Below are 13,600 nucleotides of genomic sequence, written 5' to 3'. Positions count from 1 at the left end.
CCATTCGCGGGTGGTAGGTTCAGACCCTCGAACAAGGAGGTTCGCTCATGCGGAAGGTGACGTACTCGCTTGCCCTCACGCTCGACGGCTACATCAAGGACGAGGACGGCAGCTTCGACTGGGGCGACCCCAGCGAGGAGGTGTTCCGGCTTGCGACCGACGAAGTTCGCGGCGTCGACGTTCACCTGATGGGGCGTCGGCTGTACGAGACGATGGTCTACTGGGAGCCCACCGATGAGGAGCGAGACCACGGGCAGCTCGAGGAGGAGTTCGCGGAGCTCTGGCGTGCCCTGCCGAAAGTGGTCTTCTCGAACACGATCACCGAGGTGCGGGGCAATACTCGGATCGCTGTCGGCACGCTCGCCGAGGAGATCGCCCAGCTGATGAGCGAGCCAGGTGATGGCACGATCGCCATCGGTGGCGCTGAACTCGCACACCAGGTTGCCGACCTCGATCTGATCGACGAGTACCTGCTTCGAATCTGCCCGGTCCTCGTGGGAGGCGGAACGCCGTTCTTCTCTCGGAACAACCGCCGCACCGCGCTTGAGCTGCTCGACACGCGCACCTTCGAGTCCGGGGTCGTGCACCTCCGCTACCGCGTCATCCGGTGAGCGGCGACACCGCGGAGACGACCTTCGCGGTCACCCTTCCCGCGACCAGCCGATCGCGGGCGCGATGTGCTCGGCGATGGTCGCCAGCAGGCGCGTGTTGTAGGCGACCCCCAGCTGGTTCGGCACCGTGAGCAGGAGCGTGTCTGCGGACTGGACCGCCGCATCCGCCGCCAGCTCCTCGGCGAGACGGTCGGGAGCGCCCTGGTAGGTCCGCCCGAACCGGGAGCGCATGCCCTCCAGCACGCCGACCTGGTCGCCTTCGCTGCCGCCGCGTCCCCCGAAATAGGTGACGTCCTCGTCGGTCGTGATGGGGATGACGCTGCGACTGACGGAGACTCGCGGCTCGCGGGCATGGCCTGCAGCGGCCCACGCGTCACGGAAGCCCCGGATCTGCTCGGCCTGCAGTTCGTCGAAGGGCACACCGGTGTCTTCCGTGAGCAAGGTGGAGCTCATGAGGTTCATGCCCTGCTCGGCGACCCAGAGCGCGCTCGCGCGGCTCCCGGAACCCCACCAGATGCGGTCGTCGAGACCCGCCGAGCGCGGCTGGATGGGCAGCAGGGCGTTGGAGCCCGTCATCTGCGGGTTGCCCTCGACCAGCCCGGCACCCGTGATAGCCGCGCGGAACAGCTCCGTCTTCGCGCGGGCCAGATCGTCGTCGGTCTTCCCCTCCGGCGGGGTGAACCCGAACGCGTGCGCGCCATTCTGGGCAGGCTCCGGTGAGCCTCGGCTCAGCCCGAGCTGCAGTCGACCTTCTCCACCGGAGTGGGCGCTGATGAGGTCGGCCGCGGCGGCCTCCTCCGCCATGTAGAGGGGGTTCTCGTAGCGCATGTCGATGACGCCCGTGCCGATCTCGATTCGGCTCGTGCGCGCCCCTACGGCTGCGAGCAGCGGAAACGGCGCGGCGAGCTGCCGTGCGAAGTGGTGGACCCGGTAGTACGCGCCGTCGATGCCGAGCTCCTCGGCGGCGACGGCGAGCTCGATCGACTGGACGAGCGCGTCACCACCGGTCCGTGTTCCCGACTGGGGTGATGGGTGCCAGTGGCCGAAGGAGAGGAAGCCGATGTTCTTGCGCATGCAGGGCACAGCGTTCGGGACCTGCGTGGCATTCCCGGCCCCTCTCGCGTCGGCCCTCCAGCTGTCTTGCCGGTGCGATCGGGGCTCCACCGGATTTGTCGGTGGCCGCGGGTACCGTGCCGACATGACGAACGTGATCTACAACACCGCGACAACGCTTTCCGGATTCATCGCAGACGACGACAACTCGCTCGACTGGCTGTTCGTGGTCGAGCAGCCTGAGGACAACAGTTTCGGCCCGTTCCTCGAGGGGGTTGGTGCCCTCGTCATGGGTTCGACGACCTACGAGTGGGTCTACACCCATGAGGGGCTCGACGAGCATCCCGAGAAGTGGCGGGATTCCTACGCCGAGCGTCCCGCGTTCGTGTTCACGACACGCGAGCTCCCGGTCCCGGACGGGCTCGACATCCGCCTCGTCCAGGGCGCCGTGAGCGACCACTTCGGCGAGATCGCGGAGGCGGCAGGCGACGGCGACGTGTGGGTGGTCGGTGGCGGCGACCTGGCTGGCCAGTTCTACGAGGCCGGGCAGCTCGACGAGATACGACTCTCGATCGCCCCCGTCACCCTCGAGTCGGGGGCGCCGGTGCTCCCCCGACGCATCGAGGCGGATGCGCTTCACCTGAAGTCGGCGCACGTCGAAGGCCAGTTCGTGCACGCGCACTACGAGGTCCGCTACCCGCGCCCCTGACGGAGCCTCGCCGCCGTCGCAAGGGCGAGCAGCGACGTCGCGACCACGAGAGTCGCGACCGAGAGCGCCGGTGCGCCCGCCAGCCAGGGAAGCGCGAGGCCGAGACCGAGGGCGACAGAGAGGAGCACGCCATCGAACTGCCAGGCAAGACGCGCGACCACCGACAGGTCGCCGACCTCACTCGGCATCGGCGTCAACAAGAGGGGAGGCAGGTGCCCGCGCGCGGCATCGAATGCTCGGACGGCGACCAGGGCGAGGCCGACGAGGATGGGCAGCGGACCACCCCCTGAGATCGCGACGAGCGCGCCGACGACGAGCACGACCAGAGCCACGGGGAACACCGCGTGCAGGAGGAACTGCTCTCCGACCGGGGTTCCGAAGACCGCGGCGCCCACCGCAGCGTCGGCGGCGTGCCTGAAGCCGTCTGCGAAGCTCCCCAGCGCGAGATACATGAGCACGGATGCGACGGCGGCGATGCCAGCGATTGCGCCAGTCGTCGTGACCGCTCCCGGAAGCTCGGGAGCGCCCGAGGGGACCGTGGCCAACCCGAGCAGCACGGCCCCGACCGCGAGGCCGAGCGCACCCAGAACCGTCCGCTGGGGCGTTCGCATGGCTCCAACCGCGTCGCGGACCAGCATCCCAAGGACGCGTGGCCCACCGACCACGGCGCTGAGCCTTCTGCCTGTCGTGGGGCGCTCTCGATACATCGCCGCAGCACCCGCCAATTCACCGGTGGCGATCGCGACAGACGCCGACTCGCGGCGTGCCGCCTGCAGCAGCAGAGCGTCACCGCGCAGACGATCGAGGAGGCCAGGCACACCGGCGAGCACCGCAACCGCAGCGGCGACCAGGAGAACTGGGCCGGTGATCCCGACACTGGCGTCACCGACGAGACCAGCCCAAGCCGCTGCGAACCACTGGCCAGGACCAAACGGAGACGCACCCCAGACCCCAAGGAGCACGGCGCAAGCCCACACCCGCGGGCCGACGAGCACCTGACCGAGCAACGCCGACACCACGCCGAGAGAGGCCACCGCCACCGCTGCGACAGCACAGGCCACTACCGACAGAGGCGGAGCGCCGAGGCCCACAACCAACGCGGCTCCAGGGAGACACACGACTGCGGCGGAGACGGCTGCCGCGGCGATCAGGCTCTTCAGGAACGGGCCCCTCAGCGTGAGCTTCCTCGGGAGGTGGTTCGAGCCGAGCGTCACCGTCGCGAACGGGGTACGGAGGGCCGGCCCTCTCACGGTGCCCACGAGCATGCCCACAGGGCCAACTGCGGCCACGAGGACACGCAGCTGCTCGAGGAAGTCCGGAGAGGTCAGCCAGCCGACCGACGCAGGTTCGAGAAGCGCGAGGAAGAGCATCCGCACGACCGGAGCAACCGCGATGAGCCCAACGGCGACAGCGAGGTAGACCCGGTATGCACCCTCACGCCGCCGCACGGCCATCGTCACCGCCAGGACCGCGAGTGTCCCCCATGCCACTGTCGCGGGCACCGGGACTGCGCGCGAGACGCAGTTCGGCTGCGCCCAGCTCATCGATGAGGGGACGACTGTGGGTCGCCACGACAATCGCCGCGCCGCGGGCTCGCTCCTCGGTCAAGATGCGGGCGAGCAGCTCGCGCCTGTCCTCGTCGAGGCGCTGCTCCGGCTCATCCAGCACCAGCACCTCGAACGGTCGCGCGAGCGCGGTGGCAAGCGAGAGGAGCTGGAACTGGCCGGACGACAGCTCGTGCGGGAAGCGATCGGAGAGGTCCAGGATGTCGAGACGCGCGAGCACCTCGTCGGCGCTGGCATTCGCGTCGCGGACCGAGGCACCCCAGGAGGCGGCCACCGCGGTGAGATGCTCTCGCGCGGTCATCGTCGTGGAGAAGGGGACCGACCCGAGCAGCGCCGCCAGCCTTCGCCGGAACTTCGGGCTCCGCTCGTCAACGGGTTCCCCGACGATGAGGACGCGGCCTGAACTCGGCGAGACCTGTCCGGTGAGCGTGCGCAGCACTGTCGTCTTCCCGGACCCGTTCTCGCCGGTCAGGCACAGCACGGAGCCCGCCGCCACCTCGAAGTCGACCGCGGCAAGCACACGGGTCCCGCCGCGTCTGACGGACACCCCTTCGACGCGGACCGCTGGCATGCATCCATCCTCCCGTGCCCGCAGACCCTGAGCAAGTCGCCTCGCGAGCAGCTGGCCGACGGCCCTCGTCCGCACCTCGGGGTCACGAAGGCGGAGTCGCCGGCAATCAGCGGCGCAGCGTCTCCAGGAAGCGACCGAGGTGCGCCAGTCCCTCCGCCAGCTCGGTCGCTGAGGCGGCGTAGGAGAGCCGCACGTGCGTCTCCCCCGTCGCCGCTCCGAAATCGCGTCCTGGCGTGAGGGCAACGTGTGCTTCCTCGAGCGCTCGGTCACAGAACTCCCACGCGGAGAGACCGGTGGCCGACACATCGAAGTACACGTAGAACGCCCCATCTGGAAGAACCGGGACAGGCAGCCCGACGCGGGCGAGCCCATCCAGCACGAGGTCCCGTCGCACACGCAGCTCCGCGCGCCGCGCCTCGCAGAGGTCGAGCGACTCGGGCGTGAACGCGGCGAGCGCCGCGATCTGCGCGGGCGCCGACGCCGAGAGGAAGTAGTTGGTTGCGAGCTTCTCGACGGCGGGCACGAGGGCCTCCGGCAGCACCGCCCAGCCGAGCCGCCACCCCGTCATGCCGAAGTACTTCGAGAAGCTGTTGATGACGATCGCGTCCGGGTCCACGCTGAGGACGCTCCGCGGTGGCGTGCCGTCGGCACCGGGGTCGGAGAGGTTCAGGTAGATCTCGTCGACGATGCGCCACGCGCCCTGTTCGCGGGCGAACGCGCAGATCGTCGCGAGCTCGTCGAACGGTATCGACGTTCCGGTCGGGTTCGACGGCGTCGCCACCATGAGCGCGTTCGTGTGCTCGCTCCAGGCGGCCCGCACGCTGGCGAGGTCGAGCTGGTAGCGAGACCCCACAGTCGACGGCACGCTGACGACTCGGCCGCCGAAGCCCTCGACCAGCTGACGATTGCACGGGTAGGAGGGATCAGCCATGAGGACGTCGTCGCCGTTGTCGGTGGTCGCGGCGACGACCAGGAGCAGCGCGGCGGATGCTCCTGACGTCACGATGATGCGCGCCGGGTCGACGTCGACACCGTGGCGGAGACGGTAGAAGCCGCTGATCGCCTCGCGGAGCGCGGGCAGCCCGAGCGCGACCGTGTATGGCAGGGGGCGACCATCCATGGCTTCGCGCATGGCTTCGCGCACGGCCGGGGGCGCCCCGAAGTCGGGTTCACCGAGCGAGAGCTTCACGATCCGGTGACCAGCGGACTCAAGGACCGCCGCCCGCTGCCCGAAGGCCATGGCGTGGAACGGCTCGACGGTCTGGGCGCGATGCGAGAGCTTCATGATCCAAGGATGCCAGGAGCCGTGCCCGCTGCCGTCGGTGGGTGCAGCTACGCTGATCGGAACGGTTCAGAGCTGGGGGCGGCATGGATGTTCTTCTGACGGGGGCGACGGGATTCGTGGGCACGGCCGTGCTCGCTCGGCTGCGCACGCTGCCGGGTGTCACTCGCATCCGCGTGCTGACGAGACGTGCGGAGCCGGCCCCGCACGACGTGGAAGTCGTGCGCGGTGATCTCGCCGAGACCACGACGATCGTCGGTGCCACCGAAGGGGCAGACGTCGTGATCCATGCGGCCGCCTATGTGGGGAGTGACGAGCGCTTGGCCGCTCGCGTCAACGACGCAGGAACCCGTACTCTCGCCGCCGACTGCACGCGGTCTGGGGCGAGACTCATCTCCGTCAGCACGACCGCCGTCTACGGCCCAGGCCCGCACAGCCTCGCCCGTGAAGGCGAGGTGGGAGTGCATCCGGTTTCCGCGGTGAGCGTGTCGCGGAGCGCCGGCGAGGCGCACGTGCTGTCGGCCGGCGGCAAGGTCGTGCGGGCCGCGCTGACGTTTGGGGTCGGCGACCGCTGGTTCATCCCGACGGCACTCGCGGGCGTTCGCGCCCTGGGTGGATGGGTGGGCGCCGGGAGCGGGCGCCTCTCGACCGTCCATGTCAGCTCGCTGTCGGCGCAGATCAGCCTTCTGGCGGCTGACCCCGGCACTGTTCCTGAGTCGATCTTCCATGCCGCCGACCCTGAACCAGTGACGTTCAGGGAGATGCTCACGAGCGTGGCTCGTCAGCTCGGCATCGACCTCCCCGGTGAAGACATCCCGGTTGACGATCCGCGCCTTGCTGACGTACCTCCGCAGCTGCTGCAACGATCGTTCGTCGACCACACGTACGACGGCGACCTCCTGCGTCGACGAACCGGCTGGCATGCTCATCCCGAGCGTCATCCCAGGCTGTCCGGCGAAGACCTGGACTGGTACGCCTCCGTCACACGGTGACGGAGGACCGCAGGCGAGGAGCCACACCATCGACCGTGTGCAGCCACATGCCGGTTGGGATCGCCCTGATGACAACGCGCCCGCGGTCCCCGTCAGATTCGACGTTCGGCCGGAAGACCTCGGCGAGGAGCGCCCTGTCGTCGCTCGCGAACACCGCCGACCCGACTTCCACCCACGAAGCACGCCGGCCGCCGGCTCGCGGCCCCTCCACGCGAACCGCGCCCTGCGCGTCTTTCGCGATGATGACTGCATCGTCCGCGAGGAGCGAGGAGAGGTCGGAAAGCTCGCCAAGGGAACGCCGCCCCTGAGCGAGGAGCACGACTGCGGTCGCCGTCTCCCCCTGGAGGCGGCTGAGGATGACCAGGTCCAGGTGCCTGGTCCGGACTTCCGTGAGCTCACGGTCAGCGGGACGCGCAAACAGCCAGGGGTTGCCACCGCGGTGGTCGGCGATCACCCGAAGGCGTCCGTCTGCAACAGCCGACCGCACCGCGAAGCGCGGCTGACGGTCTGGATGCACGAGCACTCCCATGTGTCCCCCTCGGATCGTGGGCAGTTGGCTTCCCGATCGACCCAGGGCAAGCTAACATACAGAACACTCTGTTTTGAACGACACTCCTCGTGAAACCTCTGCCAGCTGGCGCACGCGTCACGCTGCGCCGTGACGTCACCGAGATCACGGCGTCGTGGCGCAGGGTGACGCCGAAGGGGGCACCGATGCGGGTCAGCCGAGAACTCGTCCACAAGGACAGCGAGGAGTCCATGCTCATCGCCACAATGGATGAGGTGAGTCCAGATGAGTACCTCGCTCGCCTGCGTGCGACCCCACCCGTCGTGCAGGCGGCTGACACCCGGACGACCGCGGTCTCATCACCGACCCTCCTCGGGCTCGAGATCACCAGGCAGCTCGGCCTCCTCATGGGGCACCGCGCGGGCGGCATCCCTCTGGATTGGGCCTTCCTACTCAACGAGTTGAGCTTCCAGGGGTCGGATGCGTTCGCGCTCGGCATCGCAGCGAACGCAGCCGCGATGACGGCCTCGGTGCGCATCAGCAGCGCGCGAGTCCGAGCTGGGCGCTGCGACGAGATGACGGCGTTCGCGGTCTTCGAAGTCGATCACGATGTCGTCGCCGAGGGCTCGGGCTCGTTCCGGTGCGTGCCAAGGCGCACCTACTCGGCGCTACGGCGACGTCAGCTGCGGGCCCCCCACCCCCGCCCCAGCAACGGGGCACTCGCGGAGGTGTCCGTGCACGGTCTGGACCTGCAGGCGCACCTCGGCTGGCCATCCGCCAACCGGCTCATCTTCGACCACGAGGTCGACCACGTGCCCGGCCTGCTCTTCGCCCAGGCAGGAATCGAGGCCCACGAGCACCTCACGGGGACGCCACCACAGGAGGTGGCGCTCGAATGCCCCCGATTCGCCGAGATCGGGGAGGTCGTCTCGATCAGCGCCAGGCGTTCGGGCCACCAGGTGTCGACGGCGGCAGATCAGGCGCACGAGCGCGTTGCGCAGGTTCGATGCGCCTGAGGCCTGACTGGATTCGGACCTTCCCGCTCGCCTTCCCTCAGCGGCGGGGCGATCGTCATTACACTCACTGGCTATGAGCGCCCTCCCCCGACCGTCAAACGCGCCCCAGCAGCAGCGGAGCGTGGAGACGCGGAGTCGGCTGGTGCTCGCAGCCGCCACCACCTTCGTGGAGTTCGGCTTCGCCGGGTCGACGCTCGCGCGGATCCGCGAGCACTCCGGGGTGACCAACGGGGCGTTCTACCACCACTTCGCGACCCGCGAGGCGGTCGCGGAGGCAGTCCTCGCCGAGTACGCGGAGCGTGCCACGCGCTCGGTGACGGATGCGACGAGCTCCGCGACCAGTGGCATCGAGGCTCTCCTCAAGGTTTCGCTCGCTTTCGCCCGCCTCCTGCGCAGCGACGTCGTGGTGCTCGCCGGGGTCCTGGTCACGACGGAGATCGGGTCGAACTTCCTCGCTCACGGGCCGTATCTCGACTGGCTTGCACGCCTCAAGCCGCTCATCCAGCTCTGCCAGCGCGAGGGAAGCATCCGCCGCGATGTGGCGGCGGCGGACCTCAGCTCGCTGCTCGTGTCGACGTTCACGGGGACCCAGCTCCTCTCGGGCGCTGTGAGCGGGCGACACGACCTCGTAGCGCGGGTTGCCACGCACTGGCGGATCATTCTGCCGAGTCTGACGACCCCGGAGCAGGCGGAGCGCGTCGCAGACCTCCTCGACTCGGTGTTCGATGACCACGCTGTTGCGCACTGACCGATCAGCCCAGCCCAGCCGCGTTCCCGACGATCCCACGACGATCCCGACCGAGTTTGCCTCGGGCTGAGAGGAGACGACGCATGCCCTTCGCAGACGAACTGCTCGGACGCCAGCAGGCCTCCGCCATGACGGACCTGCTGGAAACGGCGGCCGCCGTTCGCCTCACCGAGACACGCAGCGCCGCCCAGCAGCTCGACGACCTTCCGCTGGGTGCTCGGAGCGCGCACCTCGCCGCCTCGCTCGCCGTCGACCTCCCTGTGCCGTACCCCGCCTTCGCAGCGATCGTGCGCCGAGCGCTGGAGTCTCCATCCCTCACCGGGTGGATGATCTGGCCCGTCTCGGTGGCCGTCTCCGCAGCGGCGATCGCCGACGGCGGTGAAGAGGCGTTCGACGACGGCATGCAGCTGCTCGCCGAGCTGACTCCTCGGCTCACGTGCGAGTGGGCGGTTCGGGCGATGCTTCGTGCGCGCCTCGGACGGGCGCTCGAGATCATGCTCGCGTGGACTCGCAGCAGTGATGAGCACGTGCGTCGCCTCGCGTCCGAGGGAACGCGCCCATACCTTCCGTGGGGAACGAGGGTGGCGGGGATCACTCGCGACGCTCGCCTGACCGCCCCGATCCTGGATGCCCTCTACAGGGACGAGAGCGAGTACGTCCGCCGCTCGGTCGCGAATCACCTCAACGACATCAGCCGGCACGACGCGGGACTCGTCTGCGAACTGGCCACGGCATGGCTGGCGGAGGGCGACGAGCACACGCCGAGGCTCGTGCGCCACGCCCTCAGGACGCTCGTGAAGCGTGGCGACCAGCAGGCGCTGGGCATCCTCGGCTTCGTAGCGACCGACGTGGCGGTTGACGGGCCGACGCTCGATCGCACGAGCATCACGCTCGGTGAGGAGCTGCTCATCTGCGGAGCGATCCGGAACACCGGCCAGGAGCCCGCGAAGCTGGTCGTCGACTACATCGTGCACCATGTCAAGGCGGATGGCAGCAGGACGCCGAAGACCTTCAAGATCTCGACGACCACGCTCGCGCCCGATGAGACGCTCGAGATCGAGAAGCGTCACAGGATCGTGCCGATCACCACCCGCCGCTACCACCCTGGAGTTCACGCCATCGAGCTGCAGGTCAACGGCGTTCGCTTCGGCTTCGCCGAGTTCGAGTTGCTTCCCGACGTCGTGTGCTGAGATACGGACATGCCTCAGACACCAGCCGACGATGTCGGCACGCAGACCATTCGCATCGAGCGCGTCGTCGCGGCTCCCCGGGAGGACCTGTGGCTGTGGTTCACGGAGAGCGACCGGACTGCGCAGTGGATCGGCCCGTGGCACTACACCGATGAGGCTGCCGGGCAGATCGGACTCGAGCTGGTGGCCGAAGAGGGCACCCCGGCAAGCAGCGCGACGATCGGACGCTGCGAGGCGCCCAGGGTGCTGGAGGTCACGACCGAGGACGCTGCGGGCGTGTGGCATCTGCAGGTCTCTCTCGAACCCGCGGGTGCCGGCGGAGCATCGACGCGGCTCACCTTCGAGCATTTCGATGTGCCCGTCGGCATGCTGAAGGACATCCGAGCAGGTTGGAACTTCTACCTCGACACGATGCTGGCGGCGAAGGACGGGCTTGAGAAGCCCGTGTTCGAGGACTACCTCGAGCCCCCATCCCCTGGCACCGCCTAACACGGGCCCCGGCAGCCACCCGCCAGCGAACGTCATTCCCGGTCATGATGGATGGCGCGTCACATTGTCGAGACACAGCCTCGGTAGCCTGTGCTCATGCTCGAAGCCCCTACGAACTCCCCCGCCAGCCGAACTGAGGCTGGCGCAGAACTGCCGGACGAACTGCGCTCCGATGTGCACCTCCTCGGCACCCTGCTCGGCCAGGTCATCACCGAGACGGGAGGCCCGGAGCTCCTCGACGACGTCGAGCGGCTGCGCCGCCTCACGATCGCCGCGTACGAGCGCGGGGCCGAGGTCGCGGACGACTCGTTCGCGTCCGCCGAGGAGCTGGTGGATGCGCTCTCGCCGGCACGTGCGGATGAGGTCGCCCGCGCGTTCACCTGCTACTTCCACCTCGTGAACCTCGCCGAGGAGCACCACCGGGTTCGCGTGCTCCGAGCCCGCGGCGCCTCTCCCGCGAAGCAGCAGGAGGACACCATCTCTCAGGCGTTCGCTCGCCTCAGCTCGGAGATCGGCGAGGACAAGGCCGCCGAGCGCGTGCGAGGCCTCCGCTTCCACCCGGTGTTCACGGCGCATCCCACGGAGGCCCGCCGCCGGGCCGTGTCTTCCGCGATCCGCCGCATCAGCGACCTGCTCGAGGAGCGCGACGAACTGCGCTTCCTGGGCTCCGCGTCCGACGGCAGCGCGGCTGCGCAGGAACTCACGCGTCGCCTGCTCGAGGAGATCGACCTCCTCTGGCGCACGTCACCGCTGCGCAGCGACAAGCCGACCCCCGTCGACGAGGTGCGCACCGTCATGGCGGTCTTCGATGAAACGCTCTTCACGACCGTCCCCCGCGTGTACCGCCGGGTGGATGAGGCGCTGCAGGGTGGCATCTCCGGCACGGTGGCCCCCCTCGCGAAGCCGTTCGTGCGAGTTGGCTCCTGGATCGGCGGCGACCGGGACGGCAACCCGTTCGTGACCGCCAAGGTCAGCCGACAGGCGGCTGTCATCGCCTCCGAGCACGTGCTGCTCGGCCTCGAGCGCGCGTCCGCCCGAATCGGCCGCACCCTCACGCTCGGGTCCGACACGACCCCGCTCGATGCGGCCGCGGCGACTCTGCTCGCGCGCCTCGGGAGTGCCGACGAGTCGGCCGCTGCTGAGATCGCACAGCGCTCGCCCGGTGAACCACACCGCCGGGTGCTGCTGCTCATCGCGCGGCGCATCGAGGCCACGCGGCGACGCAACGCCGACCTTGCGTACACGGTTCCAGACGAGCTGCTGCGCGAGCTGCGCATCCTGCAGGCGTCGCTCGTCGCGGCCGGCGCGGGCCGGCACGCGTACGGGGAGCTGCAGCACCTGATCTGGCAGGTGGAGACCTTCGGCTTCCACCTCACGGAGCTCGAGGTGCGCCAGCACTCCCAGGTGCACCGCAAGGTGCTCGCCGAGCTGGCTGAGCTGAAGGCCGGGGACGAGCCGAGCGAGCTCGCCGCCGAGGTCCTCGACGTGTTCCGCTCGGTCGCGTTCATCCAGGAGCGTCACGGGCCTCGCGCCGCTGGCCGCTACATCGTCTCGTTCACGCAGTCGTCCGAGGACATCGCCAATGTCTTCAAGCTCGCGGTGGCGGCGACGGGTCCGGGCGCGACGCCGCCTGCGCTCAACGTCATCCCGCTCTTCGAGACGTTCGCCGACCTGCAGGCGGCTCCCCGCATCCTCGCCGAGATGCTCGAGCAGCCGGAGGTCGTCGAGCTGCTCGCCGGCAACGGCCGCAGGCTCGAGGTCATGCTCGGCTACTCTGATTCCTCGAAGGACGTCGGCCCCGTTGCCGCGACGCTCGCGCTCTACGAGGCGCAGAGCCAGATCGCGGCGTGGGCGCAGGAGAACGGCATCGAGCTGACGCTCTTCCATGGCCGTGGTGGCGCTCTCGGCCGTGGCGGCGGCCCCGCAAACGTCGCGATCCTCGCCCAGCCGCCGCACTCGGTCGACGGCCGTTTCAAGCTCACCGAGCAGGGCGAGGTCATCTTCGCCAGGTACGGCGACCCGGACATCGCGGCCCGCCACATCGACCAGGTCATCTCCGCGACGCTGCTCGCCTCCGCGCCCTCAACGGAGTCGCGCAATGCGAACGCCGCCGAGAAGTACGCCGGCGTCGCGGCCACGATGGATGCGGCCTCGCGCGAGCGCTTCTTCGCGCTCGTCAAGGCGCCCGGCTTCGCGCCCTGGTTTGCCCGCGTCACCCCGATGGAGGAAGTCGGGATGCTCGCACTCGGCTCGCGACCGGCACGCAGAGGCCTGTCAGTCGAGTCGTTGGAGGACCTGCGCGCGATCCCCTGGGTCTTCGCGTGGACGCAGGCTCGCATCAACCTCACCGGCTGGTTCGGCCTGGGCACCGCCCTCGAGGCGGTCGGCGACCTCGAGCAGCTGCAGGCGGCCTACGCCGAGTGGCCCCTCTTCCGGTCGATGATCGACAACGTCGCGATGAGCCTCGCGAAGACGGATGCGCGTATCGCGCGCCGCTACCTTGAACTCGGCGATCGGCCGGAGCTCGCGGGACTCGTGACGGACGAGCTTGATCTCACGGCCAGCTGGGTCACCCGCATCACCGGCGGTGCCGAGCTGCTTGAGCGCAAGCCGGTGCTGCAGCGTGCCGTGAAGATGCGCAGCCCGTACGTGGACGCGCTCTCGCTGCTGCAGCTCCGCGCACTGCGCCGACTGCGCGACGACGCCAGGAAGCCCGACAGCGACGAGGCGGCGGAGCTCCAGCGCCTGCTGCTGCTCTCGGTCAACGGCGTCGCAGCCGGACTGCAAAACACCGGCTGACGCTCCGCGGGGGCGCCACGTCGTCGCGCGAAGCCGGCAGAGCATGGCCGTCACCCGTCTGGGTGGC

Annotated in this window: 13 protein-coding genes; 8 read left to right on the top strand and 5 right to left on the bottom strand. The window is 69.3% G+C overall.

Annotated features, from left to right (window positions below; translation table 11 throughout):
* The first annotated feature begins 47 nt into the window (after positions 1 to 47).
* On the top strand, positions 48 to 611 hold the full coding sequence (locus F8O03_RS07665) for a dihydrofolate reductase family protein (protein ID WP_151423353.1): 564 nt from the start codon (positions 48 to 50) through the stop codon (positions 609 to 611).
* A gap of 30 nt (positions 612 to 641) precedes the next feature.
* Here the strand turns inward: F8O03_RS07665 and F8O03_RS07660 are convergent, their stop codons facing one another.
* Positions 642 to 1,685, bottom strand: coding sequence for an LLM class flavin-dependent oxidoreductase (locus F8O03_RS07660; RefSeq protein WP_151423352.1), 1,044 nt, complete (start codon positions 1,683 to 1,685; stop codon positions 642 to 644).
* A gap of 124 nt (positions 1,686 to 1,809) precedes the next feature.
* On the opposite strand from F8O03_RS07660, the gene F8O03_RS07655 reads away from it, so the two are divergent.
* A complete protein-coding gene (locus F8O03_RS07655; protein ID WP_151423351.1) occupies positions 1,810 to 2,373 on the top strand; it encodes a dihydrofolate reductase family protein in 564 nt (187 codons plus the stop codon).
* Here F8O03_RS07655 and F8O03_RS07650 read toward each other — a convergent pair.
* The 3 genes from F8O03_RS07650 to F8O03_RS07640 all read right to left on the bottom strand — a co-directional run bounded on the left by F8O03_RS07650 (position 2,358) and on the right by F8O03_RS07640 (position 5,794).
* Complete coding sequence (locus F8O03_RS07650; protein WP_151423350.1) at positions 2,358 to 3,875, bottom strand: hypothetical protein; 1,518 nt, start codon at positions 3,873 to 3,875, stop codon at positions 2,358 to 2,360. The genes F8O03_RS07655 and F8O03_RS07650 overlap by 16 nt on opposite strands.
* Positions 3,808 to 4,509 carry an ABC transporter ATP-binding protein gene (locus F8O03_RS07645; protein WP_151423349.1) on the bottom strand — a complete coding sequence of 234 codons (702 nt, stop codon included), beginning with the start codon at positions 4,507 to 4,509 and terminating at the stop codon, positions 3,808 to 3,810. The genes F8O03_RS07650 and F8O03_RS07645 overlap by 68 nt, the downstream gene beginning before the upstream one ends.
* 106 nt (positions 4,510 to 4,615) lie before the next feature.
* Positions 4,616 to 5,794 (bottom strand): aminotransferase class I/II-fold pyridoxal phosphate-dependent enzyme, encoded by a 1,179-nt coding sequence (locus tag F8O03_RS07640; protein ID WP_151423348.1) that lies wholly within the window; start codon positions 5,792 to 5,794, stop codon positions 4,616 to 4,618.
* Positions 5,795 to 5,877: 83 nt separating this feature from the next.
* On the opposite strand from F8O03_RS07640, the gene F8O03_RS07635 reads away from it, so the two are divergent.
* Complete coding sequence (locus F8O03_RS07635) at positions 5,878 to 6,783, top strand: NAD-dependent epimerase/dehydratase family protein (protein ID WP_151423347.1); 906 nt, start codon at positions 5,878 to 5,880, stop codon at positions 6,781 to 6,783.
* Here F8O03_RS07635 and F8O03_RS07630 read toward each other — a convergent pair.
* Positions 6,773 to 7,312, bottom strand: coding sequence for a hypothetical protein (locus F8O03_RS07630; protein ID WP_151423346.1), 540 nt, complete (start codon positions 7,310 to 7,312; stop codon positions 6,773 to 6,775). The two genes, F8O03_RS07635 and F8O03_RS07630, sit on opposite strands and share 11 nt — an antisense overlap.
* A gap of 89 nt (positions 7,313 to 7,401) precedes the next feature.
* Here F8O03_RS07630 and F8O03_RS07625 point away from each other — a divergent pair, with 89 nt between their 5' ends.
* The 5 genes from F8O03_RS07625 to F8O03_RS07605 all read left to right on the top strand — a co-directional run bounded on the left by F8O03_RS07625 (position 7,402) and on the right by F8O03_RS07605 (position 13,533).
* Positions 7,402 to 8,307 carry an AfsA-related hotdog domain-containing protein gene (locus F8O03_RS07625; RefSeq protein WP_151423345.1) on the top strand — a complete coding sequence of 302 codons (906 nt, stop codon included), beginning with the start codon at positions 7,402 to 7,404 and terminating at the stop codon, positions 8,305 to 8,307.
* 73 nt (positions 8,308 to 8,380) lie between these two features.
* Complete coding sequence (locus F8O03_RS07620) at positions 8,381 to 9,055, top strand: ScbR family autoregulator-binding transcription factor (protein WP_151423344.1); 675 nt, start codon at positions 8,381 to 8,383, stop codon at positions 9,053 to 9,055.
* Positions 9,056 to 9,138: 83 nt separating this feature from the next.
* On the top strand, positions 9,139 to 10,245 hold the full coding sequence (locus F8O03_RS07615) for a DNA alkylation repair protein (protein ID WP_151423343.1): 1,107 nt from the start codon (positions 9,139 to 9,141) through the stop codon (positions 10,243 to 10,245).
* Between the two features lie 9 nt (positions 10,246 to 10,254).
* Positions 10,255 to 10,734, top strand: coding sequence for an SRPBCC domain-containing protein (locus tag F8O03_RS07610; protein ID WP_151423342.1), 480 nt, complete (start codon positions 10,255 to 10,257; stop codon positions 10,732 to 10,734).
* A gap of 96 nt (positions 10,735 to 10,830) precedes the next feature.
* The gene (locus F8O03_RS07605) at positions 10,831 to 13,533 is read left to right on the top strand and encodes a phosphoenolpyruvate carboxylase (RefSeq protein WP_151423341.1); all 2,703 of its coding nucleotides are present in this window, start codon (positions 10,831 to 10,833) and stop codon (positions 13,531 to 13,533) included.
* Positions 13,534 to 13,600 lie beyond the last annotated feature (67 nt).

The organism is Pseudoclavibacter terrae (assembly GCF_008831075.1).
GTDB lineage: Bacteria > Actinomycetota > Actinomycetes > Actinomycetales > Microbacteriaceae > Pseudoclavibacter > Pseudoclavibacter terrae.
The sequence above is the reverse complement of the archived record's forward strand: the minus strand, read 5'-3'. Positions and strand labels throughout refer to the sequence as shown.

Bases quoted from the DNA above. Each gene is read 5' to 3' on its own strand.
- F8O03_RS07665 (WP_151423353.1), top strand. From the start codon at position 48: ATGCGGAAGGTGACGTACTCGCTTGCCCTCACGCTCGACGGCTACATC.
- F8O03_RS07660 (WP_151423352.1), bottom strand. From the start codon at position 1,685: ATGCGCAAGAACATCGGCTTCCTCTCCTTCGGCCACTGGCACCCATCA.
- F8O03_RS07655 (WP_151423351.1), top strand. From the start codon at position 1,810: ATGACGAACGTGATCTACAACACCGCGACAACGCTTTCCGGATTCATC.
- F8O03_RS07645 (WP_151423349.1), bottom strand. From the start codon at position 4,509: ATGCCAGCGGTCCGCGTCGAAGGGGTGTCCGTCAGACGCGGCGGGACC.
- F8O03_RS07640 (WP_151423348.1), bottom strand. From the start codon at position 5,794: ATGAAGCTCTCGCATCGCGCCCAGACCGTCGAGCCGTTCCACGCCATG.
- F8O03_RS07635 (WP_151423347.1), top strand. From the start codon at position 5,878: ATGGATGTTCTTCTGACGGGGGCGACGGGATTCGTGGGCACGGCCGTG.
- F8O03_RS07630 (WP_151423346.1), bottom strand. From the start codon at position 7,312: ATGGGAGTGCTCGTGCATCCAGACCGTCAGCCGCGCTTCGCGGTGCGG.
- F8O03_RS07620 (WP_151423344.1), top strand. From the start codon at position 8,381: ATGAGCGCCCTCCCCCGACCGTCAAACGCGCCCCAGCAGCAGCGGAGC.
- F8O03_RS07615 (WP_151423343.1), top strand. From the start codon at position 9,139: ATGCCCTTCGCAGACGAACTGCTCGGACGCCAGCAGGCCTCCGCCATG.
- F8O03_RS07610 (WP_151423342.1), top strand. From the start codon at position 10,255: ATGCCTCAGACACCAGCCGACGATGTCGGCACGCAGACCATTCGCATC.
- F8O03_RS07605 (WP_151423341.1), top strand. From the start codon at position 10,831: ATGCTCGAAGCCCCTACGAACTCCCCCGCCAGCCGAACTGAGGCTGGC.